The organism is Methylosinus sp. LW4, from assembly GCF_000379125.1.
Taxonomy (GTDB): domain Bacteria; phylum Pseudomonadota; class Alphaproteobacteria; order Rhizobiales; family Beijerinckiaceae; genus Methylosinus.
On record NZ_KB900626.1, the window covers coordinates 3,612,664 to 3,638,114 of the forward strand.

Here is a 25,451-nt window from a genome sequence, read left to right on the forward strand (position 1 = left end):
ATCTATCGCGCCGCTCGCGCGAGCGGCGGCGAAATTCGCGTCACTAGAACGGAGGCTCGGCCATGCAGACGACGCCGGAAATCGACTTTCAGGGCATGGAGGCCTCGCCGCAGGCGCAGGCGCGCATCGCGCATCAGATCGACGAGCTGGAGACGCGCTTCGGCCGCGTCACCGCTTGCCGCATCGTGGTGAAAGCGCCGAGCGCGCGTCATCACACGGGCGGGCAATACGAGATCAACATTCGTCTCGCTCTGCCGGACGGGCGCGAGGCGATCGTCGAGCGCACGCCGCCACAGGACGAGCGCTATCAGGATTTCGATTTCGCGATCAATGACGCATTCAAGCGCGCGCGCCGTCGGTTGCAGGATCAGGTGCGGCGCCTCGAGGGCCATGTGAAGCAGCACGCCGAGCCCGCGCTCGGCGTCGTGCGCCGGCTGATGCGCGAGGATGGCTATGGATTCTTAGAAAGCGCGGATGGACGTGAACTCTATTTTCACCGCAATAACGTCGAAGGCGCGGGCTTCGATGCGCTCGAGCGTGGCGATCGCGTGCGCTATGTGCCTGAAGACGCGGAGGATGGCCCGCAAGCGAGCGCGGTGCGGCCGCTCGGCGAGCGCGCGCCGTCGTGAGCGCGCCCTCGCATCGCGGCGGCGGCCGATTATATCGAAGGCGTCGCGCATCCGCGCCGGAGCAGGCGAGCCATGCCGTTTCGAGATCGTGACGACGCAGGTCGCCGCCTCGCCGATGCGCTCGCCGCGCATGTCGGCGAAGCTTGCGTCGTCTATGCATTGCCGCGCGGCGGCGTTCCCGTCGCCGCGCATATCGCCGAAAGGCTGAAGGCGCCGCTCGATCTCGTGCTGGTGCGCAAGATCGGCGTTCCCTATCAGCCGGAGCTGGCCATGGGCGCGATCGCCAATGGCGGCGCGCCGATCATCGTGCGCAATGAGGATGTGATCGACGCCGCGGAAGTGACGGAAGCCGTCTTCGATTCCGTCTGCGCGCGTGAGCGCGCCGAGCTGGAGAGACGGCGCGGCGCTTATCTGCGCGGCCGGGCGCGGCCGGATGTCGCCGGCAAGCTCGCTGTCGTCGTCGACGACGGCGTCGCGACCGGCGCGACGACGCGCGCGGCGCTGCGCGCGGTTCGCGCGCTGCAGCCGCGCAGGCTCATTCTCGCCATTCCCGTCGCGCCCACCGATGCGCTCGCAGCGCTGCGCCACGAGGCCGATGCGATCGTCTGCCTCGAGGATTATCGGAGCTTCGGCGCGATCGGCTTCTTCTACGAGAATTTTCGGCAGATCGAGGATGAGGAGGTGATCGAGATTCTCGATCGCTTCTCGCCGCTCGCATGATCGGAGAGCCTGATGCGCGTCGGCGCGCCAAAGGAAATCAAGGACAATGAGTTTCGCGTCGCGCTGACCCCGGCGGGCGTCTACGAGCTCGTGCAGCGTGGGCATTTCGTCATGGTGGAGAGCGGCGCCGGCGTCGGCGCCGGCATTTCGGACGGCGATTTTCAGACCGCGGGCGCCGCGCTGACAGAAGGGCCGGAGGCGATTTTCGCCACCGCCGATCTCATCGTGAAGGTGAAGGAGCCGCTGGCGCAGGAGCGCGCGCGATTGCGGCCGGGGCAGCTGCTGTTCGCCTATCTGCATCTCGCCGCCGATCGCGCGCAGGCGCTCGATCTCATGCGCTCCGGCGCGATCTGCATCGCTTACGAGACGGTGACCTCGCCCTTCGGCGGCCTGCCGTTGCTGACGCCCATGTCGGAGATCGCCGGGCGGCTGGCGCCGCAGGCGGGCGCGCGCTGTCTCGAGAAGATTATGGGCGGGCGCGGCGTGCTGCTCTCCGGCGCGCCGGGCGCGCCGCCGGCGGAGACGCTGATTCTCGGCGCCGGGACGGTCGGAACGCAGGCGACGATGATCGCGCTGGGCATGGGCGCGAGCGTCATCGTCGCCGACCGCGGGGCCGAGCCGCTGCGGCGTCTCTCGGCGCGTTTCGGCAATGCGCCGCGCACCATATTCTCGACGCCGACGGCGATAGCGGAGCTGGTGCGGCGCGCCGATCTCGTCATAGGCGCGGCGCTGGTTCCGGGCGCGGCGGCGCCCAAGCTCGTCAGCCGCGGCATGGTCGCGGGCATGAAGGCGGGCGCCGTCATCGTCGATGTGGCGATCGATCAAGGCGGCTGCTGCGAGACCTCGCGGCCGACGACGCATTCCGATCCCACCTATGTCGTCGATGGCGTCGTGCATTATTGCGTCACCAACATGCCGGGCGCCGTGCCGCGCACCTCCACATTCGCGCTCGCCAGCGCGACTCTGCCTTTCGTGCTCGCGCTCGCCGACAAAGGGATCGGCGCCTTGCGTGACGATCCGCATCTTTCCGCCGGCCTCACAGTGGCGCGCGGGGAGATCGTCAACGCCGCCGTGGCCGCGGCGCTCGGCCTCGCTGTCGCGCCGGCGGAGAAATTCACGACAGGAGCGTAATATGCGGCTGCTATCCTCGGCCTTCGCCCATGGGGAGGAGATACCGCGCAAATACACATGCGATGGCGCCAATGTCTCGCCGCCGCTGAGCTGGAGCGGCGCGCCTGCGCAGACCAAGAGCTTCGTGCTGCTCTGCGACGATCCAGACGCGCCGGCCGGCGTCTGGCGCCATTGGGCGGTCTATGATCTCTCGCGCGACGCCACAGGACTGCCGGAAGGCGCCGGGCGTCCAGGGCCGCAGCGCGGCTTCTCGCAGGGGATCAATGATTTCGAGGGTTCCGGCTATGGCGGGCCCTGTCCGCCGCCGCGCCATGGCGCGCATCACTATCGTTTCCGGCTGCTCGCCTTGTCCACGGCCTCGCTGGCCGTCGCGCGCAAGGAGCCGAGCTGTCTCGAGGTGGAGCGCGCCGCCAATGAGGTCCTGCTCGAGGAGACGGCGCTGGTCGGCGTGTATCGGCGCTGAGCGCGCTCAGTCGGCGCGGCGCTCGGCGGCGGGAGCGGGCTCCTTTTTCTCCTTCTTCTCGCTCTTGGCGTCGTTGGGCTTGGCCTCATTGGGCTTGGCCTCGTTGGATTTGGCCTCGCTGGGCGTGAAGATGCTGCGCACGCGCTGGCCGGGCTTCTCCACGACAGTCGCTTGGCCGGTCGATGTGTCATAGATGAGCTTGTCGCCCTTCACGACGCTGTCGCCCTGGGTCAGCGTCACATTGCCGAAGAGATAGACCTTGTTCTCGCTGCGGTCGTAGCTGCCGCGATCGCCCGTGCCGATCTGATCCTTGGAGACCAGAGTCACAGGCCCTTCGGCGTCTATGTGGCGAACGCGGTCGCTGCCGCCATTGCTCTCCTGGCCCTGCTGCGGCTTGTCGAGCAGCAGGATCAGCCGCGAGGCCTTCAGCGTGGAAGGGCCGTTCACGACGACGACGCTGCCCGAATAGACGAGCTTCTGCTCTTTGTCGAAATAGTCGAGCTTGCCGGCGTCTATGTCGACAGGGTCCTTGGCGCTGGCGCCGGGGAGAATGCCGCCGGAGCGGCCTTTGGCGGCGAGCGGCGCTGCGGCCAGAAGCGCGGCCGTGAGGACGGGAATCACTTTCAACGTGATTATTTTGTTGGCGATCATTTTCATTTGGCGATCATTTTCATGGAGACGATCCTTCCGCCGCGCCAGCGTCGTCGTCGCCGGGAAGCGTCGTATGCACTGCGCCGGAGAATGTCGCGCGCCGCTCGTTCTGCGAAAATTCGACCGATTGCGACGTCACCACCGATTTGTCCAGCGTCAGTCTGGTCGGATGGTCGGAGGTGACGATATTGCCGCGAAAATCGATGACCGCGGCTTCCGTGCGCAAATCATAATGCTTGCCGTCGACGACGCGCGCGCCGCCGGAGAGATCGGCGCGGTCGACCCTGGCGTCGTAGAGGCCATGTTCCGCCGTCAGCACGACATTGGTCTCATTGTCGCTCTGAATATGCACCTCGAGCTGCTCCAGCTCGTACATATCGGGCTTGGCGATATCCTGAATGCCCGTGCGGGCGCGCAGCTCATAGGGGCGGCCGTCCTTGCGATAGCCGACGAGCTTGGGGCTCTCTATGGTGATGCGCGTGCCCTGCATGGCGATGCGCGAGAAGCGCAGATCGGCCGGCAGAAAGCGCAGAGAATGAAGCGCCACGCCCACGGCCACGGCGGCGACGATCGCGCCGCTGCCCCACAGCAGCCAGCGCCGCAGCCGGGCGACGCGCTGGGAATGGCGCCGCGCCTGCGGAATGGCGTCGCGTCTCGGCGCGATGATGGAGGCGAGCCGATCGCGTCTGTCGGTCTGCGACGAGGCGTCGTTCATTCTAATTCTGCCCGCCAATTCTGCGCGTCATCCTCGATCCGGGTTCCGGCCACGCTCGAAAACGCTCCGCCGCCGCCGCGAGATAACGCCGGCCGCATGGCGAATTCGAGGCGTCACTCATGCGAGAAAATATCGGTCTCCGGCCAGCCCGCGAGATCGAGCCGCGCGCGCGTCGGCAGAAACTCGAAGCAGCGGGCCGCGAAATCGGCGCGGCTCTCGCGCGCCAGCATGGCGTCGAGCTTCTCGCGCAGCGCGTGGAGATAGAGCACGTCCGAGGCCGCATAGGCGAGCTGCGCGTCCGAGAGCGTCGCCGCGCCCCAGTCGGAGGATTGCTGCTGCTTGGAGATTTCCACGCCGAGCAATTCGCGCACGAGATCCTTCAGCCCATGGCGATCCGTGTAGGTGCGGATGAGCTTGGAGGCGATCTTGGTGCAATAGACGGGCTCCGCCATCACGCCGAAGGTCTTGGCCAGAATGGCGATGTCGAAGCGTGCGAAATGGAAGAGCTTCAGCACCTTCGGATCGGCGAGCATGCGCGTCAGATTGGGCGCCGTGGTCTGCCCCGGCGCGATGCGCACGAGATCGGCGTCGCCATTGCCGCCGGAGAGCTGGACGAGGCAGAGCCGGTCGCGATGCGGATTGAGGCCGAGCGTTTCCGTGTCTATGGCGACGACGGGGCCGAGATCGGCGCCGTCCGGCAGGTCGCCCGTATGCAGGCGGATGGTCATGGGCTTTTGATTCGCTTTCTCGAGGGAGAGCGATCTTTAGCCGATTTCCGGGGGCTTTGTCGAAGCGGGGGGCTCGGAGCCGTTAGGGCGCATCCCAATAGCCGAAGGGCCGCTTCGACAATTCAGAGTTGAAATAGCGCGGATCGCCCGAGACCTCGCGGCCGAGCCAGCCGGGGCGGTCGAAGCTCTCCTCCTCGGAGCCGAGCTCGATCTCGGCGATGATGAGCCCGTCATTCTCGCCCAGGAACACGTCCACGGTCCAGATATGGCCGCCGAACACTTCCTCATAGCGCGTCTTCTCGATCAGCGGCCGCTCGCAGAGGCGATCGAGCATGATCTGCGCATCCTCGACGGGAATGGGATATTCGAACTCGGAGCGGGTGACGTTGGAGGTTCGGCCCTTGATCGTCAAAAAGGCGGCGCCGCCGGCGATGCGCACGCGCACCACGCGATCCTCGGCGCGCGAGAGATAGCCTTGGCGAAAGGCCACGCCGTCGTTGCGCGGCCGCCACAGCTCGCGCGTGACCAGAAACTTCCGCTCGATCTCGACGCCCATTCCTTCCTCCTCCTGGTTAGATCGCCAGAGCGGCGGCGCGCTCGACGCCTTTGGGAAAATTCACATTGAGCCGCGGATCGGCGTCGAGCGCGGCGAGCGCCTCGGCGAGGCGCCGCTCGTCCTCGCTCTCCAGCGCGACGCTCTCCATTGGCGCGGGGCCGATCTGCATTCGCACGAATTCCGCCGCGCAGCCGCGAAAGGAGAAGCGCAGCCGCGACTTGCGCACCGCGACGGCGCGCAGCGCGGGGCAGGGCGCGACGATCTCCGCGAGAAAATGCGCCTCGTCATAGGCGGCGCGATCGAGATGGCGCAGCGGCAGCGCCAGGGCCGCGGCGGCTGCGCAGAGACGCTCCGCCGTCATCGGAAAGGGCGCGCGAAAGGCCGGCTCCCATAATTCCAGCCCGTCGTCGACGCGCAGCAGACGCTTCACCTCGAGCGCCTCGTCGCGAATCTTCGCGGAATGCGGCGTCAGCGCGTTCAGCAGATAGGTCTCGTCGCTGCGGCGCGGCAGGCTCGTCGGCGAGCCGAGCCGGCTTTCCAGCGCTGCGAGATCGGCGCCGAAGATGCGCCATTCCCAACGTGGCGTCGCATTCGGCTGGAGCGCGTCCATGGGACCTCTCACTCTCACGGCGAGCGCCGCTGGCGCGCAGCCTACCGAGGCTTGCAATCGGCGTCGTGACGAATGACGCATCGACACGACATTTAGCGCGGCGGCGGCCGGAGAGGATGGCGCTATCATTCGCCGTTCGGAAACACGGCGAATAAGATGGCGCAACACTGGCGTCCGAGATAGTCCCAATGCGCGGCTCGGCCCGATTCGTGGATCACTCGCACGCATGAACGACATCACGCCGGATTCGGCTTTTCGACAGGCGCGCGCGCGCCATGAGGCGGGAGCGATCGACGAGGCCGCGGCGCTCTATCGCGGCGTTCTCGATCGCTGGCCGAAGCATGCCGACAGCCTGCATCTTCTCGGCCTGCTGGAGGCGGAGCGCGGCGCGCCGGAGACGGGCCTCGCCTTGATCGGCGAGGCGATGGCCCTGGCGCCTGGACAGGCGATCCATCACAACAGCCGCGCGCTCGCTCTGCGCGCGTTGGGGCGGCTCGAGGAGGCGGTCGTGGATTATCGCGCCGCGGTCGCGCTGCGGCCGGACTCCGGCGCATTGCATTGCAATCTCGCCAGCACGCTGATGGAGCTCGGCCATGGCGCCGACGCCGCCCGGCATTACGCCGAGGCCGCGCAATGCGCGCCGGATCAGGCCGTCATCTGGTACAATCTCGCCAATGCGCTGGCGGAGATCGGCCCCGCCGCGCAGGCGGAGGCCGCCTTTCTGCGCGCCATAGAGCTCGAGCCGCGGCTCGTCGAGGCGCAGGGCAATTTCGGCCGCTGGCTGATGCGGCGCGGCCGCTGGAGCGAGGCCGCCGCGCATCTCGCCGTCGCCGTGCGCCTCGCGCCCGGCGACGCCAATTATTGGAACAATCTCGCCGTCGTGCTGCAGGAGCTCGGCCGTCATGCCGAGGCGATCGTCTGCTATGAGAGCGCGCTGGCGCTGAAGCCAGATCTCTCCGACGCGCATTATAATCTCGGTTGCCTGCTGCATCTCGAGGGACGCACCGATGACGCGGTGGCGCGCCATCGCGCGGCTATCGCGGCCGATCCAGGCCACGGTCGCGCGCGCATCGCGCTGTGCATGGCGGAGCTGCCGATCCTCTATGGCACGCAGGAGGAGGTCGCCATTCGCCGCGCGCGCTATGCGCAGGCGCTGGCCGCGCTCGCCGCTTCCGCGCAGGACGCCGAGATCGCCGCCGCGCTCGCGCCGGCCGTCTCCGCGACGCAGCCCTTCTTCCTTCCCTATCAGGGCGAGGACGATCGGCAATTGCAGACGCTCTATGGCGAATTCGCCTGCCGCACGCTCGCGCAGGCGCATCCCGCCGCGCCGCTCGCGTCGCCGCCGGCGGAGGGCGAGCGCATACGCGTTGGAATCGTCAGCGGCTTCTTCTGCCGCCATACCGTGTTCCGTCTTTTTCTCGAGAGCTGGATCGAGAAGCTCGATCGCGCGCGTTTCGAGATCATCGGCTTCCATACCGGCAAGACCGAGGACGCCGAGACGATTCGCGCCGCGCAGGCCTGCGACCAATTTCCGCGCGAGCCTTCGACGCCGGAAGGTTGGCGCGAGGCCATTGTCGCCGCGGCGCCGCATGTTCTGCTCTATCCAGAGATCGGCATGGATCCCGTGTCGGGCTGGCTGGCGGCGCAGCGTCTCGCGCCCGTGCAATGCATGGCCTGGGGCCAGCCGGAGACGAGCGGCATGCCGACGATCGACCATTTTCTGTCGAGCGCGCTGATGGAGCCCGAAGGCGCCGAGCATTTCTATACCGAGCGTCTCGCGCTTCTGCCCAATCTCGGCCTGCATTACAAGGCGGAGACGCTCGCGCTGCAAAAGCTTGATCGCTCGCTCTTCGACGCCGAGCCGCATGCGCCGATCTTCTTCTCGGGACAGGCGCTCTACAAATATCTGCCCTGCTATGACTCCGTCTATCCGCGCATCGCCGCGGCGGTCGGACCGTGCAAATTCCTCTTCATCGCCTTCGCCAAGAGCGAGGAGGTGACGTCCGTCTTCCGCGCGCGGATGCAGCGCGTCTTCGCCGACGCGGGACTCTCCGCGGAAGATCATTGCGTCATTCTGCCGCAAATGCCGCAGGAGCTCTTCATTGCGACGGCGGCGGCCTCGGATGTCATTCTCGACACGCCCGGCTGGTCGGGCGGCCGCTCGACGCTCGATCTTCTCGGCGCCGATCGTCCCATCGTGACATTGCAGGGCGCATTCATGCGCGGGCGGCATACGGCCGCGATTCTGCGCCGCATCGGCTGCGAGGAGACCATCGCCTCCTCGCTCGATCATTATGTCGAGATCGCCGTGCGGCTGGGGCGCAACCGCGTTCATCGCGCCGCGCTCGCCGCTCGCGTCGCCGCCGAGAAGCGCATAGCCTTCGAGGACATGGATTATATTCGCGCGCTCGAGGATTTTCTCGAGGCGGCGGCGCGCGGCGGCCATTGAAGGACCGCCGGCCTTCGCCGGTTCAGCTCTTCTGGAGCGTTCGCTTTTTGGGAGCGGCGGCGGGCGAGGCTTCGCGCGCCGGCGAGCGGCGACGCGGGGCCGGCGGCGTGAAGAGGAAGCTGCGCCCGCCGAGCACGCCGCGATAGGGCGCGCTCGCGTCCTGGCGCAAGAGATCGAAGCTGACATGCGTGTTCGGCACGCCGACCGAAAGCACAGCCTCGTCATGGGCGATGATGTCGACCTCGAGCGCCTCGTCCGGTCGATCGGGGTCGAGAAGGTGAATGCGTCCTTTCATCTCAATCCTTCTTCATTGTAGCGACGCTCGATGGAATGATCGATGCTCCAGACGAAAGCGACGGCGCCGAAAACCTCGCGGAATCGGCTGCGCTCTCATTTGGCGTGCTGCAATGACGGCTTCGAAAGTGATCGCCGCTCGAAATATCTTCGCGCTCGCTCCAGCAGCGTAGAACGAGGTAGAAAATACGTGAGACTCGAAAAAAGTCAACGATTGTTGAGCCGACGAGCCGCATATCCGACGGCCCCTCGGCGACGCGCGCATATTTTGCGCGCGTCGGGGCGAAAAGGATTTCGAGATGCGCGCGAAGCGGAAAGAAAGCCGCGGCGGAGAGAAGACGCGCGAGCGCATTCTCCAGGCGGCGCTCGCGCGCTTTGGCTCGGCTTCCTATGAGGACGTGAAGCTACGCGACATAGCGGCCGAGTTCGGCGTGGATGTCGCGCTCGTCCACCGCGCCTTCGGCTCCAAGGAGCAGCTCTTTGCGGCGGCGCTGACGGCCTCGGGAGAAAGGGAGCGGCAGATTGTCGCGGAGGGGCGCAGCCTCGGCGCGCTATGCCGAGGACCTGTTCCGCGAGCGCGAGAATGAGACGCTGCGCGCGCGCTCAGCCTGCCGGAGTTCGGCGTGGAGGCGCTTCAGAACGCCGATGAAGCGACGATGCGTCCACTGATTGAGCGCGTGCTCGCCGCCTGCCTCGCGCCAGAAAGCGTGGTCGAGGAAGGCGCGGCGCAGAGAGCGAGCGGCGCGCCGGCGCTAGAAACGCGCGCCAAAAAAGAGGCGGCTGCGCGAGGCGCGCCCAAACGCTCCGTCGCGCGCAAATGGTCGAGAGCGGGCCGCGACATGCGCGCCGATGGATAAGCTCGCGGCGGCTCCTATATTTCTTTCCGCGCGCCTGGTCTCTCTTGCGCATGCGCGCGGAGCTCTGGCGACGATGAGGCGAGACCGATGGAGCAGCCCCCGAAGGACAAGGCCTGGTCTTTTCATCTCGCCTATTTTCTGCTGGCGCTGATCGGCGTGCTGATATTGCAGCAGATGTGGACGGTCTATCGGCAGACCGAGGTCGTCCCCTATAGCGAGCTTCAGACCCTCCTGCGCGACAGCAAGATCGCCTCGGTCGAGGTCGGCGCCGACATGATGCGCGCGACGCTCAAGGAGCCGATGAAGGATGGGCGCAAGCAGATCGTCGCCGTGCGCGTGCCGACCGACGTCGCCGCAGAGCTCGAGGCGGCGAATGTCGAATATTCGGGAATCGTCGAGAACACTTGGGCCTCCACCCTGCTCTCCTGGGTCGTGCCGATCGCGCTGTTCTTTCTCGTCTGGAGCTATTTGTCGCGCCGCATGACGCAGGGCCTCGGCTCGGTCATGCAGATCGGCCAGAGCCGCGCCAAGATTTTCGTCGAGACGGATGTGAAGGTCGGCTTCGCCGATGTCGCCGGCGTCGACGAGGCGAAGGCGGAATTGCAGGAGATCGTCGCCTTTCTGAAGGACCCCAAGACCTATGGGCGCCTGGGCGCGCGCGTCCCCAAAGGCATTCTTCTCGTTGGGCCGCCCGGCACCGGCAAGACTTTGCTCGCCCGCGCCGTGGCGGGCGAGGCGGGCGTCCCCTTCTTCTCCATCACCGGCTCGGAATTCGTGGAGATGTTCGTCGGCGTCGGCGCCGCGCGCGTGCGCGATCTGTTCGCGCAGGCGCGCGCCTCCGCGCCTTGCATCATCTTCATCGACGAATTGGATGCGCTCGGCCGCGCGCGCGGAATATCCGGCCTTTCCGGCGGCCATGACGAGAAGGAGCAGACGCTCAATCAATTGCTCGCCGAATTGGATGGATTCGATCCGAGCGCCGGCGTCGTGCTGCTCGCCGCCACCAATCGGCCCGAGGTGCTCGATCCCGCGCTGCTGCGCGCGGGGCGTTTCGATCGGCAGATTTCGGTCGATCGGCCGGACAAGATCGGCCGCGCTGCGATATTGAACGTGCATTTGCGCAAGATAAAGCTCGGCGCCGATGTCGATCCCACGCAGATCGCGGCGATGACGCCGGGTTTCACCGGCGCCGATCTCGCCAATCTCGTCAATGAGGCGGCGACCTTGGCGACGCGCCGCGGCGCGGTCTCGGTGACGCCGGACGATTTCACATCGGCGATCGAGCGGGTGATCGCCGGGCCGGAGAAGCGCAATCGCCTGCTGCATCCGCGCGAGCGGCGCATCGTCGCCTATCACGAGATGGGCCATGCGATCGTCGCCATGGCGCTGCCGGATATGGACCCGATCAAGAAGGTTTCGATCATTCCGCGTGGAATGGGCGCGCTCGGCTATACGATGCAGACGCCGACCGAGGACCGCTATCTGATGACGCGCTCGGAGCTGATGAATCGCATGACGGTTCTGCTGGGCGGCCGCGCCGCGGAGATGAATGTGTTCCACGAGGCGACGACCGGCGCCGCCGACGATCTGCAGCGCGCGACCGAAATGGCGCGCTCCATGGCGACGCGCTACGGCATGGAGCCCGCGGTCGGCCAAGCCTCCTATATCGCCGAGCGCCCGCGCTATCTCGACATCGCCGATCTCGGCCAGCGCTCCGACGCGAGCGAGGAGACCAGCGCCCGCATCGACCGCGCCGTGCGGGAGCTGGTGGAAGAGGCTTTTTTGCGCGCGTCGCGAATTTTGAAGGAATGCGCGAACGTGCATGAGGAGACGGCGAAGCGCCTGCTCGACAAGGAGACGTTCACGGAGGAGGAGCTGGAGCCGATAAGGGATGAGGTTAAAGCGCTGATCGATGCGCGCGCCCTTCTCCCACTGGTGGGAGAAGGTGGCCCGGCGTAGCCGGGTCCGGATGAGGGCTCTCCAGGCTCGCCGGATGTTCGGAGGTCGAGAGCGGTCGTCCATGTGTGACGCCGAGATTTTGGCGCCCTCATCCGACCCTCGCTGACGCGAGGGCCACCTTCTCCCGCGAGCGGGAGAAGGAAGAGCCCCGCGACCGTCGTCTTTACCCCAGCGTCTTCTTCAGCTCCGCCAGAATCGCGTCGCCCATCTGGCTCGTGGAGACCGGCTTGTCGGTCGGGCCGGCGATGTCGGCCGTGCGCAGGCCGGCGGCCAGCACGTCGGCGATCGCCTTGTCGATCGCGTCGGCGGCCGGGATCAGGCCGAAGGAATAGCGCAGCGCCATCACCAGCGAGCCGATCATGGCGATCGGATTGGCGAGCGCCTTGCCGGCGATGTCCGGCGCGGAGCCGTGGCAGGGCTCATAGAGCGCCTTGCGCTTGCCCGTGGCGGCGTCTTCCCCGCCGAGCGAGGCGGAGGGCAGCATGCCGAGCGAGCCGGTCAGCATGGAGGCGACGTCCGACAGGAGATCGCCGAAGAGATTGTCGGTGACGATCACGTCGAACTGCTTGGGCCGGCGCACGAGCTGCATGCCGAGCGCGTCGGCGAGCATATGCTCGAGCTGCACATCGGCGTATTCGCGGGCGTGCAGGGCGGTCACCACCTCGCGCCACAACAGGCCGGACTTCATCACATTGGCCTTCTCGGACGATGTGACCTTGTTAGAGCGCTTGCGGGCGAGCTCGAAGGCGATGCGGGCGATGCGCTCGATCTCATAGGTCTCGTAGACCTGTGTGTCGACGCCGCGCTTCTGGCCATTGCCGAGATCGGTGATCTCCTTGGGCTCGCCGAAATAGACGCCGCCGGTCAGCTCGCGCACGATCATTATGTCGAGGCCGTCGACGAGCTCGGGCTTCAGCGAGGAGGCGTCGACCAGCGCCGGATAGCAGATGGCGGGGCGCAGATTGGCGAAGAGGGCGAGATCCTTGCGCAGGCGCAGCAGGCCGGCCTCCGGGCGCACGTCATAAGGCACCCCGTCCCATTTCGGCCCGCCGACCGCGGCCAGCAGCACGGCGTCGGCGCTCTGAGCGAGGGCCATGTCGGATTCGCTGATCGCCTGTCCATGGGCGTCATAGGCGGAGCCGCCGACGAGGCCCTTCTCCGTCTCGAAAGAGGCGACGCCGGCGGCGCTCAGAAAGGCGATGAGCTTTTCGGCCTCGGCCATGATTTCCGGGCCGATGCCGTCGCCAGGCAGGAGAAGGAGCTTGTAGGCGGCCATGAAATCCTCTCTATCTCTGGTTCTCGGGGTTGCGCCGTCAATAAGGCGCGCGCCGCCGCAAGGCAACATCGCGGAGAAATCCATCGTGATGCGACAATCTGTCCACGGCGGCCGGCTTGCCGGGATCGCGACGGCCGTGCAGCCTGCGTTCCGAGCCCCATAAGGAGCCCCGCTTCGCGCCGATCTCTTTCGGCGGGAGCGAAGGAAAAAAACGAAAAGAGGAGACGCGTTTCATGTCGAAATCGAAGATCGTGGCGGCCGCTCTGCTCGCGACCGCGCTCACCGCCGGCCGCGCCGAGGCCTTTTGCCTGTTCTCTTGCGATCCGACCGCCGACAACGCCCGCTCGGTGTTCGAGAATCGGCTGAAGCAGAAGTTCGATCCCGACGTCAAGGTGGTCAAATTCGAGGTGTCGCGTTTCTGGCAGCTGGACGTCGAGGGCGCCGGCCATAAGGCCGTCGAATTCTACTTCACCGGCACGGCGGAATTCCCCAAGGGCGCCAATCTCGATTGCAAGCCGGATGAGGCCGGGGCCGTGAAGGAGGGCTGCTCGGCCAGCAAATATTTTTCGACGACCGTCTCCAATCAGGAAATCAAGGGCCGGCAATATATCGAGCCGGGCGCCACGATCGAATTCAAGGACGAGACGCGCTTCGATCAAGCCCCGAGCGGCTGGAAGGGCCAGGACGGCAAGGCCTATTGATAGGGCGGCCGTCGCCGCCCCTTCCCTAGTCCCGCGCAATTGGTGTAGAAGGCCCGCGACAAGAACATGCGCGGGCCGCGGGGCGGGCGGAAACCGGGCGCCGGGAGATAGCGGTTCATGCAGCAGGTTATCATCGTCATCCACCTGATGGTGGTGGTCGCTCTCGTCGTGCTGATCCTCTACCAAAAGTCGGAGGGCGGCGCGCTCGGCATTGGCGGAGGCGGCGGCCTGTTCACGGGCCGCGGCCAGGCCAACGCCGTCACCCGCGCCACCGGCATTCTGGGCGCCATCTTCTTTCTCACGAGCATCGCGCTCACCGTTCTTCCGGCCTGGGAGCGCGGCAGCGGCGAAGGGCTCGATCCCGCCAAGCTGGAGCTGAAGGAAGTTCCGGCGGCCGGGGCGCCGGCGGCCGGCGCTTCGACGCCGGCTCCGGCGGAGAAGAAAGAGAGCATCTTCGACCAGCTGCAGCGCGTCCAGCAGCAGCGCCAGGGCGCGACGCCGTCGGCCGCCGAGCCGCCCGCCGCCGCTCCGGCGACGGAAGGCGCGAAGGAGCCGGAGGCGAAAGCCCCGGAGGGCGCAGACAAGGCTCCGGCCGAGCAGAAGTGAGGCGCGGGCGGCTCGCGAGGGTCGCCTTTCGCAGCTTCGGCCAGCGAACGGCCGGTGGAATTCCGCCGGCCGACGAAAAAAGTCTTTTCCGAATCGATCCAGAGGCGATAAGCGTAAGCTCCCATGGCGCGGTACATCTTCATCACCGGCGGCGTGGTCTCCTCACTCGGCAAGGGCTTGGCGTCAGCGGTGCTCGGAGCATTGCTTCAGGCGCGTGGCTACACGGTGAGGCTGCGCAAGCTCGATCCCTATCTCAACGTCGATCCTGGCACGATGAGTCCGTACCAGCACGGCGAGGTCTTCGTGACCGACGACGGCGCCGAGACCGATCTCGATCTCGGCCATTATGAGCGTTTCACCGGACGTCCCGCTTGTCGCCAGGACAATGTGACGACCGGGCGCATCTATCAGGACATCATCGCCAAGGAGCGGCGCGGCGACTATCTCGGCGCGACCATCCAGGTGATCCCTCACGTCACCAACGCCATCAAGGAATTCGCCCTCGAGGGCAATGACCATGTCGATTTCGTCCTGATCGAGATCGGCGGCACGGTGGGCGACATAGAGGGCCAGCCCTTCTTCGAGGCGATCCGCCAGCTCGGCAATGAGCTGCCGGAGAAGCATTGCATCTATATCCATCTGACGCTGCTGCCCTTCATCCCCAGCGCCGGCGAGCTGAAGACCAAGCCGACGCAGCATTCGGTGAAGGAGCTGCGCTCCATCGGCATTCAGCCGGATATTCTGCTCTGCCGCACCGATCGCGAGATCCCGCGCGAGGAGCGCCGCAAGCTCGGCCTCTTCTGCAATGTTCGCGAGAACGCCGTCATCGAGGCGCGCGACGCCGCCCATATCTATGACGTGCCGCGCGCCTATCACGCGGCCGGGCTCGACGCGCAGGTGCTCGCCGCCTTCGGCATAGACCCCGCGCCCAAGCCGGATATGAGCCGCTGGAATGCGGTGACGCAGCGCGTCAACAATCCCGAGGGCGAGGTGACGATCGCCGTCGTCGGCAAATACACCGGCATGAAGGACGCCTATAAGAGCCTCATCGAGGCTCTGGCGCATGGCGGCATCGCCAATCGGGTGAAGGTCAATCTCGACTGGATCGAATCGGAGGTGTTCGAAAGCTCCGATCCGGCGGCGCATCTCGAGCATGTGAACGGCATTCTCGTGCCCGGCGGCTTCGGCCAGCGCGGCGCGGAGGGCAAGATTCTCGCGGCCCGCTTCGCCCGCGAGCGCGGCGTTCCCTATTTCGGCATCTGCTTCGGCATGCAGATGGCGGTCATAGAGGCGGCCCGCGCCCTCGCCGGCATAGAGAAGGCCAATTCCACCGAATTCGGCCCCTGCGAGGAGCCTGTCGTCGGCCTGATGACCGAATGGCTGCGCGGCAATGCGCTGGAGCAGCGCTCCGCGAGCGGCGATCTCGGCGGCACCATGCGGCTCGGCGCCTATCCCGCGCATTTGAAGCCCGGCTCGCGCATCGCCGCCATCTACGGGCGCTGCGATATATCGGAGCGCCATCGCCATCGCTATGAGGTGAACGACGCCTATCGCGAGCGGCTGGAGGCGCATGGCCTCTCCTTCGCCGGCTCCTCGCCGGATGGCGTGCTGCCGGAGACGGTCGAGATTCCCGACCATCCCTGGTTCATCGGCGTGCAATATCACCCGGAGCTGAAGTCGCGCCCCTTCGAGCCGCATCCGCTCTTCGCCAGCTTCATCGAGGCGGCCAAGGCGCAGAGCCGGCTGGTGTGATCTCGGATAGGCAAGAGCGAGCCTGAAGGCTCGCGGTCCAGGGAACGCGCTTTGGACCGCGAGCCTTCAGGCTCGCTTTGTCGTGCGCGGAGTTACTCCGCTCGCTCGAGGCTCCGAGCGATGGTCGGCGCCGCCGAGGCGTCGCCAGCCCGCCACGCCGCGCGGACGGCGAGGAAGGCCGCCGTCAGAAACCCCACCGTCGTCAGAGTGAAGCTCACGCCCGCGATCAGCGGAAAATGCGGCTCGACCGGCGGCAGCGTCGCCGGATCGATCTTCGGCTTCAGCGCGCGCAGCGCGAAGGACAGCGGGTTGTTGAACGTGCCGAAGCAGATAGAGACGATCATCCAGATCGGCGGCCGTATCGCGTATTGGCGGAACAGCAGCGCGAAGACGAAGACGAACTGCGCCATCATCAGATAATCGATATGGGCGCGGATGAGATCGTCACGCCGGGGGATGGCGTGGGCGAGCGCGCTGTCCGGGTAGAACAGGGTAAAGCCCAAGACCCAGGCGATGGCGAGCGCCATGCCCAGCAGCAGAGTGGCGAAGGCGAGCAGAAAGGCGTTGCGCGACGGCAGGCGCGCCGCGATCGATGGTTGTCTCATCGTAAATCTCCGAAAGCCCCGACCGGGGAGAGGCGCGATCCTGCCCGCTCCCCGCCGCGCGCCCTAGGGCGCTCGAGCCCGTGTCGCGCCGGGCATTTTGCCCGATCTTCCCGGGGGGAAACGAAGCGGCGGCCGGATCGCATTGGCGGTCAAGGCGATTCCTGCTTTACTCGGCCACGCTGGGAGAGAGCCGGAGCGAAGCCCGATGCAATTGATCATTCGCCTCATCATGCGACTCGTCGTCATTGTGGGATTTTGCCTCGCGCTCGCCATCGGCTGGGTGATGGACGACGCCAATCGCTCCATCCGCGCGGAGACGCAGGCCTCGGCCGAGCGCGTCGCCCATGAGCTCGAGCATCTCTTCTGGCGCGAGATTCTCTGGCGCGGCTCCATGCGGCGCGACAACATATTGCCCACTCCCAATTGGGAGTCGCTCGCCACATTGAAGCTCGTCTCGCCCGGCGTCTGCATCACTTTCGCGCCCGGCGTGGAAGAGCCGCGCGTGCTGTGCAGCCAGATGGACGGCGTCGGCGTCGAGGCGCCGCAATGGTTCACCCGCACTTTCGATCTACTGTTCGGCGCGCCGGCGCCGGTGTCGCGGCCGCTCACCGTGCGCCAGCCGGAGACGGGCGCCGTGGTGGCGCGCGCCGATCAGGGCGCCGCCGTGCGGCAGGCCTGGCGCGAGATTTCCATCGTCGCCGGCGTCGCCGCCTCCATGGCGGTCGGCGTCTGCCTGCTGGCGGCGCTCGCCATCTTCCACGCGCTGGCGCCGACGCAGACGATCGTCGACGGGCTGCGCCGGCTCGAGAAGGGCAATTACCGCCACCGCGTCAAATCCTTCACCAGCGGCGAGTTCGGCCTCATCGCCCGCGCCGTCAACGACCTCGCCGAGCGATTGGCGCAGACGACGGCGGAGCGCGTCGCGCTGACCAAGCGGCTGTTCGAGGTGCAGGAGGAGGAGCGCCGCGCGCTGGCGCGCGATCTCCATGACGAGTTCGGCCAATGCCTGACGGCGACCAGCGCCTTCGCCGCGGCGATAGAGGCGGGGGCGTCCGATCGGCCCGATCTCGCCGCCGACGCGCGCTCCATCGGCAAGGTGGCGCGGCGCATGACGATGACTTTGCGCGAGGCGCTGGCGCGGCTGCGCTCGCAGGATTTGGACGAGCTGGGCCTCGAGGCCTGCCTCGTTCAGCTCGTCGCCGGCTGGAATGCGCAGACGGCGCCGCGCGCGGTCGTGCATCTCGATCTGATGGGCGATCTCGCCGGCGTGCCGCCCGCGGTCTCCACCAGCGTCTTCCGCATCGCGCAGGAATGCCTCACCAACGCCATGCGCCACGGCCGGCCGAGCGAGGTTTTTCTGCGCGTGGAGCGGCTCGCCTCCAATGACGGCGTCGTCGCGCTCACTGTGGAGGACGATGGCGAGGGCGATCCGACGCGCATCGATTTTTCCGCCGGCCATGGCCTGCTCGGCATGCGCGAGCGGGTCTCGGCCTTCGGCGGCAGCCTCTCCATCGACCGCGCCGCGCATGGCGTCTGCGTCGCGGCGCGCATTCCGCTGGCGCCGGCCAATTCCAACGCCGTCGGCGCATTCGGACGGGCGGCGTGAGCGGCGTCTCGGTCCTGCTCGTCGACGATCATCCGATCGTGCGGGAGGGCTATCGTCGCCTGCTCGAGCGCCAGCCGGGCTTTCGCGTCGTCGGAGAGGCGGACAGCGCCGCCGCGGCCTATCAGGCCTATCGCAAATTCTCGCCCGATGTGGTGGTGATGGATTTGCAGCTCGCCGGCGGCGCCGGCGGGCTCGAGGCGGTGCGCCATATTCGTCAATGGGACAAGAAGGCGCGCATTCTCGTCGTCACCATGCATGACGCCGCCGCCTATGCGCTGAAGGCGTTCGAGGCCGGCGCCAGCGGCTTCGTCACCAAGGGCGGCGAGGCGGCGGAGCTGGTCCGCGCGGTGGAGACGGTCGCCCATGGCGGCCGCGCGCTCGGCGACGACATAGCGCGGGAGATCGCGGCGGAGCGCCTCGCCGAAGGCCGCTCGCCGCTCGACGATCTCGGGCCGCGCGAGACGGAGATTCTGCGCCTCGTCGCCTCCGGCCGCACGACGGAAGAGATCGCCGGGGCGCTCAATCTCAGCGCCAAGACGGTGCAGAATTATCACTATCAGATCAAATCCAAGATGGGCGCCCGCACGGACGCGCATCTCGTCTGGCTCGCCATCGGCGCCGGCCTGGTCGGCGGCGAGGGGTCGATGTGAGAAGATGCGAGCCTGAAGGCTCGCGGTCCAAGGGCGGGATCGGACCGCGAGCCTTCAGGCTCGCCTCGTGAGGCCTCGCGCTGATGCGCTTTACGACTTCGCCTTCTCGGCCAGAATCTTCTCGAGGTCGGCCTCGGGAATCTCGCCGCTGTATTTGTCGCCGTTGATGAAGAAGGTCGGCGTCGAATTAATGCCGAATTTCTCCGCCGCGCGGTCGCGCACCTTGCTCACATTCTCGAAGAGCTGCTGATCCTTCAGCGTCGCCTCGAATTTCTCCTGGCCGAGCCCGGTCTGCTTCAGCACGCTGGCGAGGCCGTCGAGCGGCTTGTCGACGAAGGCCCAGTTCTTCTGCTGCGCGAAGAGCAGATCGACCACCGCGTCGCGCTTGTCGCCGGCGTTGCGCGCCAGCATGAAGGCCGCCGTCGCCAGCGGATCGAGCGGGAACTCGCGCAGGATGAATTTCACCTTGCCGGTGTCGATGAAATTCTTCTTCAGCGCCGGATAGACGTCCTTGTGGAAGGCCGCGCAATGGCTGCAGGTCATCGAGGCGTATTCGACGATGGTGATCGGCGCGTCGGCCTTGCCTTCGACGATATCCGGCAGGGCGTTCGGCCCCATCAGCTCCTCGACCGGGATTTTGCCGCTCGGCGCCTTCTGGGCGAAGGCGGGCGCGGCGAGGCCGAAGACGGCGAGAGCCGCCGCGGCGAGCGCGGCGCGACGGGAAAATCGAAGGTCGAAGCTGGGCATGGACGCTCCATAGGGTCGCGGAACCGGCGGACCATAGAGCATTTTCGCGCCGTGGGGAATCGGCGGAAAGAGCGTCTCGCCGCCGACGCGCCAATCGCTACCCTACCGTCAGCGCGACGCTTCCCACGCCTTCGATCTCGCCCGTCACATGGTCCCCGGAAACGATCGGCCCGACGCCGGCCGGCGTGCCCGTGAAGATGAGATCGCCCGCCTCCAGCCGCACGAATTGCGACAGGATCGCCACGATCTCCGCGACGCTCCAGATCATGTCGGAGAGATCGGCGTCCTGCCGCGCTACGCCATTCACGGCGAGGCTGATGCGTCCCTTGCCCGGATGGCCGATGCGCGCGGCCGGCGCCAGCGCTCCCAACGGCGCGGAATTGTCGAAGCCTTTGGAGAGATCCCAGGGCCGCCCGGCCTTGCGCGCCTCGCTCTGCAGGTCGCGGCGGGGGAGGTCGATCCCGGCGCCATAGCCGAACACATGGGCGAGCGCGTCGGCGCGCGCGATATCCGCCCCGCCGCTCCCGATCGCCGCTGCCAGCTCGATCTCATGGTGGAGATCCGTGGTGCGGGGCGGATAGGGGATGGTCGCGCCGCTGGCGACCACGGCGTCGGCGGGCTTGGAGAAGAAGCAGGGCTGCTCGCGCGAGGGGTCCTTGCCCATCTCCCGCGCATGGGCGGCGTAATTCTGCCCGACGCAGAAGATGCGCCGCACGGGAAAGCGCCGGGCGTCGCCGGCAATGGCGAGCGCGGCCGGCGCCGGCGGCGGAAACAGAAATTCTTCGCTCATCGCGCTCTCCTCACAAATAGCTCAGCCACCAGTCGCGCCGGCGTCGCTTGACGCGCGCGAACCAGGCGCAGGCGGGATAGATGGCCGCCATGATCAGCGCCCACATGACATAGGCGCCGGCGAGGCCGAGCCCGTAATTCTCCGGCGGCGGCCCGCCGCTCTCGAGGCCTTTGATATCGACGCCCTTGGCGATGGCGACGAGCAAGGCCGCGGCCAGAATGGCGTAGAGATGCAGCACATAGGCGAAGAGCGGAACCCGGCCGAAAGTGGCGAGCGCGCGCCCGAAGGCGCCGCCCGCCCGCTCCAGCGCCGGCAGCAGCAGCAGCCCGACGCCGAGCGTCGCCAGCGCGTAATGCAGCGAGGGCGGATATTTGGTGATGTCGAGAAAGGACAGCGCGGTCCGCGCGCCGTCTGGAAAGCTGCGCCACAGCCGCGCGTCGCCATAGACGCCCGTGGCGCGCAAGACCGCGAAGCTCGCGAGAAAGCCGAGGCCGAGCGCCGTGAGCGCGCGGGCGCGCCGCTCCGGCGGCCAGAGAAAGACGGGCGCGAGCCCATAGCCGAGCGCGATGACGCCGATCCAGGGCAGGACGGGATAATAGACTTGGCCGCGCAGGCCGAAGGGCAGCGGCCCTTTCTCGTGCAGCACATTCCACAAGGGCGCGAAGCCGCCCAATTGCGCCGCGTGAACGCCGTCGAAGAGATTGTGCGAAAGCAGGATCGCCGCGCCGATCGCCAGCACGGCGCGCGTCGGCAGATGGACGAGGACGGAAAGCGCGATCATGCCGCAGCCGATCGCCCAGAGCGTCCCGAGCTCGATCGCGCCCGAGCCCACTGTCCACACCGGGCTGATGATGAAGATGTCGAGCAGGATCAGCCACAGCCCGCGCGTCCATAAGAAGCGCGACAGCGCGCCGCGATCCTCGAGCGAGAGCCCGTGCAGATAGGCCGAGACGCCGGCGAGAAAGGTGAAGGTCGGCGCGCAGAAATGGGTGACGAAGCGGGTGAGAAACAAAGCGGGATAGGTGCGCTCGAGATCGGTCGGATCGAAGCGCAGCGCATCGGCGTCGAAGAAATCGCGCACATGGTCCAGCGCCATGACGATGATGACGAGCCCGCGCAGCCGATCGATGGAGAGAAGGCGCGTTCCGGCGCCGATCGCGGCGTCGCGCGGGATGCTCGGGATTTCCTCCATCGTCTTTGTCATGACGTCGCTCCGTCGGCTATCGAAAATTCAATGCGAAAACTCAATGAATGAAACAGCGGCCCTCACCCTCCCCTTCAGGGGGAGGGTCGGCCTGCGAAGCAGGACGGGGTGGGGTGAAACTCCCCGAGACTCGGGGATCACCCCCTCCCGAGCGCCTTCGGCGCTCGACCTCCCCCCTCGAGGGGGAGGTGAGGCGCCGCGCTACTCGAAATCCGCCGGGTCGAACTCGCGCAGCGTGCGGCAGAATTCGCAGGTCACGCCGATGCGGCCATTGTCGCCGATCATGTCGCGGCGGTCCTGCGGCGCGAAGCTGCGCAACAGATTGGCGATGCGATCGGTCGAGCAGCGGCAGGATTCGACGATTCTGCGCGTCGGATAGACAGTGACGCCGCGCTCGTGGAACAGCGAATAGAGCAGGCGCTCGCCCGAGAGTCCCGGATCGACCAGCTCGTGATCCTGCGTCGTCGCCGCCAGCGATAGGCCTTCGACCCAGGCGTCCTCTTCGCTGTCGTCCGAAAGAGCGGCGCTCGCGGGCGCGTCGCCGGGATCGAGATCGCGCGGACGCACGGGCGTTCCCGGCAGATATTGCAGCAGCAGGCCGCCGACGCGCCAGCTACGCCCGGCGGGCGTCACGCTCTCGGCCACGGCGAGGCGCACATAGCTCGGAATCTGCTCGGACTGGCGGAAATAGCGATGCGCCGCCTCGGCGAAGCCTTCGCCCTCCAGCGGCACCACGCCCTGATAGCGCGCCGCGTCGCGGTCGTGCTCCATGGTCAGCGCCAGATGGCCGCGGCCGAGCAGATCGCCCGGAGCCATGCCGGCTTTGACGCGGCTCTCGTCATAGCGCGCGAAGCCGCGCAGCTTTCCGGGCGCGTCGAAATCGACGACGATCATATCGACCGGCCCGTCGCCGCGCGTCTGCAATTGAAAGCGGCCATGCGACTCGATCAGCGAGCCGAGCAGCGTCGTCAGCGCGGCGGCCTCGCCGAGCAGGCGCGCCACGGCCGGCGGATAATCGTAATGAGTGAGGATGGAATGCGCCGCCGGCCCGAGCCGCGTCAGACGCCCGCGCAGATCGAGCGGCTCGACCGCGAAGGGGAGCAGGCTGTCGTCCTCGGCGAAGGGCGACGCCGGCCGGGCGATGGCCTCATCCGCCCGTCGCGTCATTTGCGCGTCCGCTGCGTCATTTGCTCGCCTGTCGAGTCATGGTCCGTTCGCTCCGAAAACCCAGGCGAGCACGCCCTTTTGCGCGTGAAGGCGGTTCTCCGCCTCGTCGAAGACCACCGATTGCGGACCGTCGATCACCTCGTCGGTCACTTCCTCGCCGCGATGCGCCGGCAGGCAATGCATGAAGATCGCGTCCTTGTTGGCCGCTTCCATCAGCTTGGCGTTCACCTGGAAGGGCGAGAGCAGCGCATGGCGGCGCGCCTCCTCCTGCTCGTCGCCCATGGACACCCAGCAGTCGGAGATGACGGCGTCGGCGCCGGCGACGGCCGCGAAAGGATCGGCGGTGAGATTGAGCCGCACGCCATTGGCGCGCGCCCATTCCACCAGCTCGTCGCCGGGCGCGAGCTCCGGCGGCGTCGCGACATTGATTGTGAAGTCGAAGGGCTTCGCAGCATGGACCCAGCTCGCCAGCACATTATTGGCGTCGCCGGTCCAGGCCACGGTGCGGCCCTTTATCGGGCCGCGATGCTCCTCGAAGGTCAGCACATCGGCCATCACCTGGCAGGGATGCGAGAGCTTGGTGAGCCCGTTCACCACAGGCACGCTGGCATAGCGGGCGAGCTCGGTGAGATCGTCATGCGAAAGAATGCGGATGACGATGGCGTCGACGAAGTGCGACAGCACGCGGGCGGTGTCCGCGATCGTCTCGCCGCGTCCGAGCTGCATCTCATGGCCCGTCAGCATGATCGTCTCGCCGCCGAGCTCGCGCATGCCGAGATCGAAGGAGACGCGCGTGCGCGTCGACGGTTTGTCGAAGATCATCGCCAGCGTCTTGCCGGTCAAAGGCTGATAGCTCGAGCGCGCGCCGCGCACGCGTGCGGCCTTTATCGCCGCGGCGATATCGAGAATGCGTCGCAGCTCCGTCGGCGGAAGCTCGGAAATATCGAGGAAATGACGGACGCCCGTCAGTGGCGAATGGACGGTCATCGCGCGGCTCCGGCGCTCTCGAGCTTCACACAGGCGGCGTCGAGCCGCCGCGCGGCTTCGGCCAGCTCATTCTCGCCGACGATCAGCGGCGGCAGCAGCCGCACTACATTGTCGCTCGCGGGAATGGTCAGCAGCTTGGCCTCGCGCGCCGCAGCGGCGAACTCGCCATTGGGCACGCGCGTTTTCAGGCCGAACATCAGCCCCTCGCCGCGCACGCTCTCGATGATCGAGGAATGGCGATCCTCGAGCTCGGCGAGCTTTTGGCGGAACAGCACGCCGAGGCCGGCGACGCGCTCCACGAAGCCCGGCTCCAGCACTACGTCGAGCACGGCGTTGCCGACAGCGGTGGCGAGCGGATTGCCGCCATAGGTGGAGCCATGCGCGCCGACGGTCATGCCCTTGCCGGCCTCCGCCGTGGCGAGACAGGCGCCGAGCGGAAAGCCGCCGCCTATGCCTTTGGCCAGAGCGGCGATGTCCGGCCTCACGCCGGAATGCTCGACCGCCAGGAAACGCCCGGTGCGGCCAATGCCCGTCTGCACCTCGTCCACGACGAGCAGCAGCCCATGGGCGTCGCAGAGCTCGCGCAGGCCGGCCAAAAAACGCGGCGGGGCGGCGCGCACGCCGCCTTCGCCTTGAATGGGCTCCAGCAGCACGCCGGCCGTCTGCGGGCCGACGAGCGCGCGCACGGCCTCGAGATCGCCATAGGGCGCCTGGTCGAAGCCGTCGGTCGGCGGGCCGAAGCCGTCGAGATATTTGGGATTGCCGCCGGCGGCGATGGTCGCCAGCGTGCGGCCGTGGAAGGCGCCCTCGAAAGTGATGAGGCGATAGCGCTCCGGCCGACCTTCCACCGCATGGAATTTCCGCGCCGTCTTGATCGCGCATTCGACCGCCTCGGCGCCCGAATTGGTGAAGAAGACGAGATCGGCGAATGTCGCCTGCGCGAGGCGGCGCGCGAGGCGCTCGGCCTCTGGAATCTGAAAGAGATTGGAGACGTGCCAGGGCTTTGCCGCGGCGGCCGTCAAGGCGCCGACGAGATGCGGATGGCCATGGCCGAGCGAATTGACCGCGACGCCGGCGCCGAAGTCGAGATAGCGCTCGCCGTCGCTGGCGGTGAGCCAGGCGCCTTCGCCCCGCTCGAAGGCGAGATCGGCCCGCGCATAGGTCGGAAACAGCGCCGAAACCACTTGGCGACTCCTTCGCAGAGACCTCGGCTCGCCGGCGCCCGATTGGCCGCGCCGACAGTCAGCGAGGGTCTGAAAATCAAAGTGCCGCCCTTCTGGGGCGGCATCTTTCTCGTGGAAACATTCTAGGTCCTCCCCTTGCGCGGGTCAAATCCCATTCCCGCCGCATTCTTCGAGGCGGCGCGGCGCCGGGACTGCGGCGAAACCACGGCGCCGGAAGGGCCGCGAGCGACCGCGCGGAGCGTCGCCCCACGCCGATGACGCATATGGAGACGTTCGCGCGCCGCGAAATGCGTCGTCGAACGCGTCGTCCTGCGTGGAATTCCATGCGTTTCGACGCCCATAGTGAGTCTTTCGCGCAACACCTGCGAGGAATGAGCGGCATTACCTTGTGGGGAACGCCGTTTCGCTTGCCAG

Annotated in this window: 27 protein-coding genes; 13 read left to right on the top strand and 14 right to left on the bottom strand. The window is 67.1% G+C overall.

The window, feature by feature from the left end:
* Positions 1-62 precede the first annotated feature (62 nt).
* The 4 genes from METLW4_RS0117970 (at position 63) to METLW4_RS0117985 (ending at position 2,943) form a co-directional block, all read left to right on the top strand.
* On the top strand, positions 63-629 hold the full coding sequence (locus tag METLW4_RS0117970) for an HPF/RaiA family ribosome-associated protein (protein ID WP_018267623.1): 567 nt from the start codon (positions 63-65) through the stop codon (positions 627-629).
* Positions 630-701: 72 nt separating this feature from the next.
* Positions 702-1,349: a phosphoribosyltransferase gene (locus METLW4_RS0117975; protein WP_018267624.1), complete on the top strand. Its 648-nt coding sequence runs from the start codon at positions 702-704 to the stop codon at positions 1,347-1,349.
* Between the two features lie 12 nt (positions 1,350-1,361).
* Positions 1,362-2,480 (top strand): alanine dehydrogenase, encoded by a 1,119-nt coding sequence (ald, locus tag METLW4_RS0117980; RefSeq protein ID WP_018267625.1) that lies wholly within the window; start codon positions 1,362-1,364, stop codon positions 2,478-2,480.
* Between the two features lies 1 nt (position 2,481).
* The gene (locus tag METLW4_RS0117985) at positions 2,482-2,943 is read left to right on the top strand and encodes a YbhB/YbcL family Raf kinase inhibitor-like protein (protein ID WP_018267626.1); all 462 of its coding nucleotides are present in this window, start codon (positions 2,482-2,484) and stop codon (positions 2,941-2,943) included.
* A gap of 6 nt (positions 2,944-2,949) precedes the next feature.
* Here the strand turns inward: METLW4_RS0117985 and METLW4_RS0117990 are convergent, their stop codons facing one another.
* From METLW4_RS0117990 to METLW4_RS0118010, 5 genes are all read right to left on the bottom strand, one after another.
* Complete coding sequence (locus tag METLW4_RS0117990; RefSeq protein ID WP_018267627.1) at positions 2,950-3,600, bottom strand: LptA/OstA family protein; 651 nt, start codon at positions 3,598-3,600, stop codon at positions 2,950-2,952.
* A gap of 13 nt (positions 3,601-3,613) precedes the next feature.
* Complete coding sequence (gene lptC / locus METLW4_RS0117995) at positions 3,614-4,309, bottom strand: LPS export ABC transporter periplasmic protein LptC (RefSeq protein WP_018267628.1); 696 nt, start codon at positions 4,307-4,309, stop codon at positions 3,614-3,616.
* Between the two features lie 113 nt (positions 4,310-4,422).
* Positions 4,423-5,037 carry a ribonuclease D gene (locus METLW4_RS0118000; RefSeq protein WP_018267629.1) on the bottom strand — a complete coding sequence of 205 codons (615 nt, stop codon included), beginning with the start codon at positions 5,035-5,037 and terminating at the stop codon, positions 4,423-4,425.
* Between the two features lie 82 nt (positions 5,038-5,119).
* On the bottom strand, positions 5,120-5,593 hold the full coding sequence (locus tag METLW4_RS0118005) for a CYTH domain-containing protein (RefSeq protein ID WP_018267630.1): 474 nt from the start codon (positions 5,591-5,593) through the stop codon (positions 5,120-5,122).
* Between the two features lie 16 nt (positions 5,594-5,609).
* Positions 5,610-6,203 carry a hypothetical protein gene (locus METLW4_RS0118010; RefSeq protein WP_018267631.1) on the bottom strand — a complete coding sequence of 198 codons (594 nt, stop codon included), beginning with the start codon at positions 6,201-6,203 and terminating at the stop codon, positions 5,610-5,612.
* Positions 6,204-6,429: 226 nt separating this feature from the next.
* On the opposite strand from METLW4_RS0118010, the gene METLW4_RS25285 reads away from it, so the two are divergent.
* On the top strand, positions 6,430-8,652 hold the full coding sequence (locus tag METLW4_RS25285) for a tetratricopeptide repeat protein (RefSeq protein WP_018267632.1): 2,223 nt from the start codon (positions 6,430-6,432) through the stop codon (positions 8,650-8,652).
* A 22-nt stretch (positions 8,653-8,674) separates the two neighbouring features.
* Here the strand turns inward: METLW4_RS25285 and METLW4_RS25290 are convergent, their stop codons facing one another.
* Positions 8,675-8,947: a hypothetical protein gene (locus tag METLW4_RS25290; RefSeq protein ID WP_018267633.1), complete on the bottom strand. Its 273-nt coding sequence runs from the start codon at positions 8,945-8,947 to the stop codon at positions 8,675-8,677.
* 298 nt (positions 8,948-9,245) lie between these two features.
* On the opposite strand from METLW4_RS25290, the gene METLW4_RS25295 reads away from it, so the two are divergent.
* The 3 genes from METLW4_RS25295 to ftsH all read left to right on the top strand — a co-directional run bounded on the left by METLW4_RS25295 (position 9,246) and on the right by ftsH (position 11,762).
* Positions 9,246-9,533, top strand: a complete 288-nt coding sequence (locus tag METLW4_RS25295; RefSeq protein ID WP_018267634.1) for a TetR/AcrR family transcriptional regulator — start codon at positions 9,246-9,248, stop codon at positions 9,531-9,533.
* A gap of 69 nt (positions 9,534-9,602) precedes the next feature.
* On the top strand, positions 9,603-9,803 hold the full coding sequence (locus METLW4_RS0118035) for a hypothetical protein (protein WP_157235228.1): 201 nt from the start codon (positions 9,603-9,605) through the stop codon (positions 9,801-9,803).
* An 87-nt stretch (positions 9,804-9,890) separates the two neighbouring features.
* Entirely contained in the window at positions 9,891-11,762 is a 1,872-nt protein-coding gene (ftsH, locus tag METLW4_RS25300; RefSeq protein ID WP_018267636.1) for an ATP-dependent zinc metalloprotease FtsH, read from the top strand.
* Between the two features lie 163 nt (positions 11,763-11,925).
* Here the strand turns inward: ftsH and leuB are convergent, their stop codons facing one another.
* Positions 11,926-13,038 (bottom strand): 3-isopropylmalate dehydrogenase, encoded by a 1,113-nt coding sequence (gene leuB / locus METLW4_RS0118045; RefSeq protein ID WP_018267637.1) that lies wholly within the window; start codon positions 13,036-13,038, stop codon positions 11,926-11,928.
* 233 nt (positions 13,039-13,271) lie between these two features.
* Between leuB and METLW4_RS0118055 the strand changes: the two genes are divergently transcribed.
* The 3 genes from METLW4_RS0118055 (at position 13,272) to METLW4_RS0118065 (ending at position 16,097) form a co-directional block, all read left to right on the top strand.
* Positions 13,272-13,739, top strand: a complete 468-nt coding sequence (locus METLW4_RS0118055) for a hypothetical protein (protein WP_018267639.1) — start codon at positions 13,272-13,274, stop codon at positions 13,737-13,739.
* 117 nt (positions 13,740-13,856) lie between these two features.
* Positions 13,857-14,345 carry a preprotein translocase subunit SecG gene (secG, locus tag METLW4_RS0118060; protein ID WP_018267640.1) on the top strand — a complete coding sequence of 163 codons (489 nt, stop codon included), beginning with the start codon at positions 13,857-13,859 and terminating at the stop codon, positions 14,343-14,345.
* Positions 14,346-14,468: 123 nt separating this feature from the next.
* Positions 14,469-16,097 (top strand): CTP synthase, encoded by a 1,629-nt coding sequence (locus METLW4_RS0118065; RefSeq protein ID WP_018267641.1) that lies wholly within the window; start codon positions 14,469-14,471, stop codon positions 16,095-16,097.
* A 92-nt stretch (positions 16,098-16,189) separates the two neighbouring features.
* On the opposite strand, the gene METLW4_RS0118070 is transcribed toward METLW4_RS0118065, so the two are convergent.
* The gene (locus METLW4_RS0118070; protein WP_018267642.1) at positions 16,190-16,702 is read right to left on the bottom strand and encodes a hypothetical protein; all 513 of its coding nucleotides are present in this window, start codon (positions 16,700-16,702) and stop codon (positions 16,190-16,192) included.
* Positions 16,703-16,907: 205 nt separating this feature from the next.
* Here METLW4_RS0118070 and METLW4_RS0118075 point away from each other — a divergent pair, with 205 nt between their 5' ends.
* Both METLW4_RS0118075 and METLW4_RS0118080 read left to right on the top strand, forming a co-directional pair.
* A complete protein-coding gene (locus tag METLW4_RS0118075; RefSeq protein ID WP_018267643.1) occupies positions 16,908-18,308 on the top strand; it encodes a sensor histidine kinase in 1,401 nt (466 codons plus the stop codon).
* Positions 18,305-18,958 carry a response regulator gene (locus tag METLW4_RS0118080; RefSeq protein ID WP_018267644.1) on the top strand — a complete coding sequence of 218 codons (654 nt, stop codon included), beginning with the start codon at positions 18,305-18,307 and terminating at the stop codon, positions 18,956-18,958. Before METLW4_RS0118075 ends, METLW4_RS0118080 begins: the two co-directional genes overlap by 4 nt.
* Before the next feature lie 90 nt (positions 18,959-19,048).
* Here the strand turns inward: METLW4_RS0118080 and METLW4_RS0118085 are convergent, their stop codons facing one another.
* The 6 genes from METLW4_RS0118085 to METLW4_RS0118110 all read right to left on the bottom strand — a co-directional run bounded on the left by METLW4_RS0118085 (position 19,049) and on the right by METLW4_RS0118110 (position 25,037).
* Entirely contained in the window at positions 19,049-19,705 is a 657-nt protein-coding gene (locus tag METLW4_RS0118085) for a DsbA family protein (protein WP_043333007.1), read from the bottom strand.
* Positions 19,706-19,802: 97 nt separating this feature from the next.
* Entirely contained in the window at positions 19,803-20,495 is a 693-nt protein-coding gene (locus tag METLW4_RS0118090) for a fumarylacetoacetate hydrolase family protein (RefSeq protein WP_018267646.1), read from the bottom strand.
* A gap of 10 nt (positions 20,496-20,505) precedes the next feature.
* Positions 20,506-21,699, bottom strand: coding sequence for a DUF1624 domain-containing protein (locus METLW4_RS0118095; RefSeq protein ID WP_018267647.1), 1,194 nt, complete (start codon positions 21,697-21,699; stop codon positions 20,506-20,508).
* A 201-nt stretch (positions 21,700-21,900) separates the two neighbouring features.
* A complete protein-coding gene (locus METLW4_RS0118100; protein ID WP_018267648.1) occupies positions 21,901-22,866 on the bottom strand; it encodes an Hsp33 family molecular chaperone in 966 nt (321 codons plus the stop codon).
* Between the two features lie 36 nt (positions 22,867-22,902).
* Positions 22,903-23,853, bottom strand: a complete 951-nt coding sequence (gene argF, locus METLW4_RS0118105; RefSeq protein WP_018267649.1) for an ornithine carbamoyltransferase — start codon at positions 23,851-23,853, stop codon at positions 22,903-22,905.
* Positions 23,850-25,037, bottom strand: coding sequence for an aspartate aminotransferase family protein (locus METLW4_RS0118110; protein WP_018267650.1), 1,188 nt, complete (start codon positions 25,035-25,037; stop codon positions 23,850-23,852). Before METLW4_RS0118110 ends, argF begins: the two co-directional genes overlap by 4 nt.
* Between the last annotated feature and the right edge of the window lie 414 nt (positions 25,038-25,451).

Coding starts and splice junctions, on each gene's coding strand:
- METLW4_RS0117970 (WP_018267623.1), top strand. CDS start 63: ATGCAGACGACGCCGGAAATCGACTTTCAGGGCATGGAGGCCTCGCCG.
- METLW4_RS0117975 (WP_018267624.1), top strand. CDS start 702: ATGCCGTTTCGAGATCGTGACGACGCAGGTCGCCGCCTCGCCGATGCG.
- ald (WP_018267625.1), top strand. CDS start 1,362: ATGCGCGTCGGCGCGCCAAAGGAAATCAAGGACAATGAGTTTCGCGTC.
- METLW4_RS0117985 (WP_018267626.1), top strand. CDS start 2,482: ATGCGGCTGCTATCCTCGGCCTTCGCCCATGGGGAGGAGATACCGCGC.
- METLW4_RS0117990 (WP_018267627.1), bottom strand. CDS start 3,600: ATGAAAATGATCGCCAACAAAATAATCACGTTGAAAGTGATTCCCGTC.
- lptC (WP_018267628.1), bottom strand. CDS start 4,309: ATGAACGACGCCTCGTCGCAGACCGACAGACGCGATCGGCTCGCCTCC.
- METLW4_RS0118000 (WP_018267629.1), bottom strand. CDS start 5,037: ATGACCATCCGCCTGCATACGGGCGACCTGCCGGACGGCGCCGATCTC.
- METLW4_RS0118005 (WP_018267630.1), bottom strand. CDS start 5,593: ATGGGCGTCGAGATCGAGCGGAAGTTTCTGGTCACGCGCGAGCTGTGG.
- METLW4_RS0118010 (WP_018267631.1), bottom strand. CDS start 6,203: ATGGACGCGCTCCAGCCGAATGCGACGCCACGTTGGGAATGGCGCATC.
- METLW4_RS25285 (WP_018267632.1), top strand. CDS start 6,430: ATGAACGACATCACGCCGGATTCGGCTTTTCGACAGGCGCGCGCGCGC.
- METLW4_RS25290 (WP_018267633.1), bottom strand. CDS start 8,947: ATGAAAGGACGCATTCACCTTCTCGACCCCGATCGACCGGACGAGGCG.
- METLW4_RS25295 (WP_018267634.1), top strand. CDS start 9,246: ATGCGCGCGAAGCGGAAAGAAAGCCGCGGCGGAGAGAAGACGCGCGAG.
- METLW4_RS0118035 (WP_157235228.1), top strand. CDS start 9,603: ATGCGTCCACTGATTGAGCGCGTGCTCGCCGCCTGCCTCGCGCCAGAA.
- ftsH (WP_018267636.1), top strand. CDS start 9,891: ATGGAGCAGCCCCCGAAGGACAAGGCCTGGTCTTTTCATCTCGCCTAT.
- leuB (WP_018267637.1), bottom strand. CDS start 13,038: ATGGCCGCCTACAAGCTCCTTCTCCTGCCTGGCGACGGCATCGGCCCG.
- METLW4_RS0118055 (WP_018267639.1), top strand. CDS start 13,272: ATGTCGAAATCGAAGATCGTGGCGGCCGCTCTGCTCGCGACCGCGCTC.
- secG (WP_018267640.1), top strand. CDS start 13,857: ATGCAGCAGGTTATCATCGTCATCCACCTGATGGTGGTGGTCGCTCTC.
- METLW4_RS0118065 (WP_018267641.1), top strand. CDS start 14,469: ATGGCGCGGTACATCTTCATCACCGGCGGCGTGGTCTCCTCACTCGGC.
- METLW4_RS0118070 (WP_018267642.1), bottom strand. CDS start 16,702: ATGAGACAACCATCGATCGCGGCGCGCCTGCCGTCGCGCAACGCCTTT.
- METLW4_RS0118075 (WP_018267643.1), top strand. CDS start 16,908: ATGCAATTGATCATTCGCCTCATCATGCGACTCGTCGTCATTGTGGGA.
- METLW4_RS0118085 (WP_043333007.1), bottom strand. CDS start 19,705: ATGCCCAGCTTCGACCTTCGATTTTCCCGTCGCGCCGCGCTCGCCGCG.
- METLW4_RS0118090 (WP_018267646.1), bottom strand. CDS start 20,495: ATGAGCGAAGAATTTCTGTTTCCGCCGCCGGCGCCGGCCGCGCTCGCC.
- METLW4_RS0118095 (WP_018267647.1), bottom strand. CDS start 21,699: ATGACAAAGACGATGGAGGAAATCCCGAGCATCCCGCGCGACGCCGCG.
- METLW4_RS0118100 (WP_018267648.1), bottom strand. CDS start 22,866: ATGACGCGACGGGCGGATGAGGCCATCGCCCGGCCGGCGTCGCCCTTC.
- argF (WP_018267649.1), bottom strand. CDS start 23,853: ATGACCGTCCATTCGCCACTGACGGGCGTCCGTCATTTCCTCGATATT.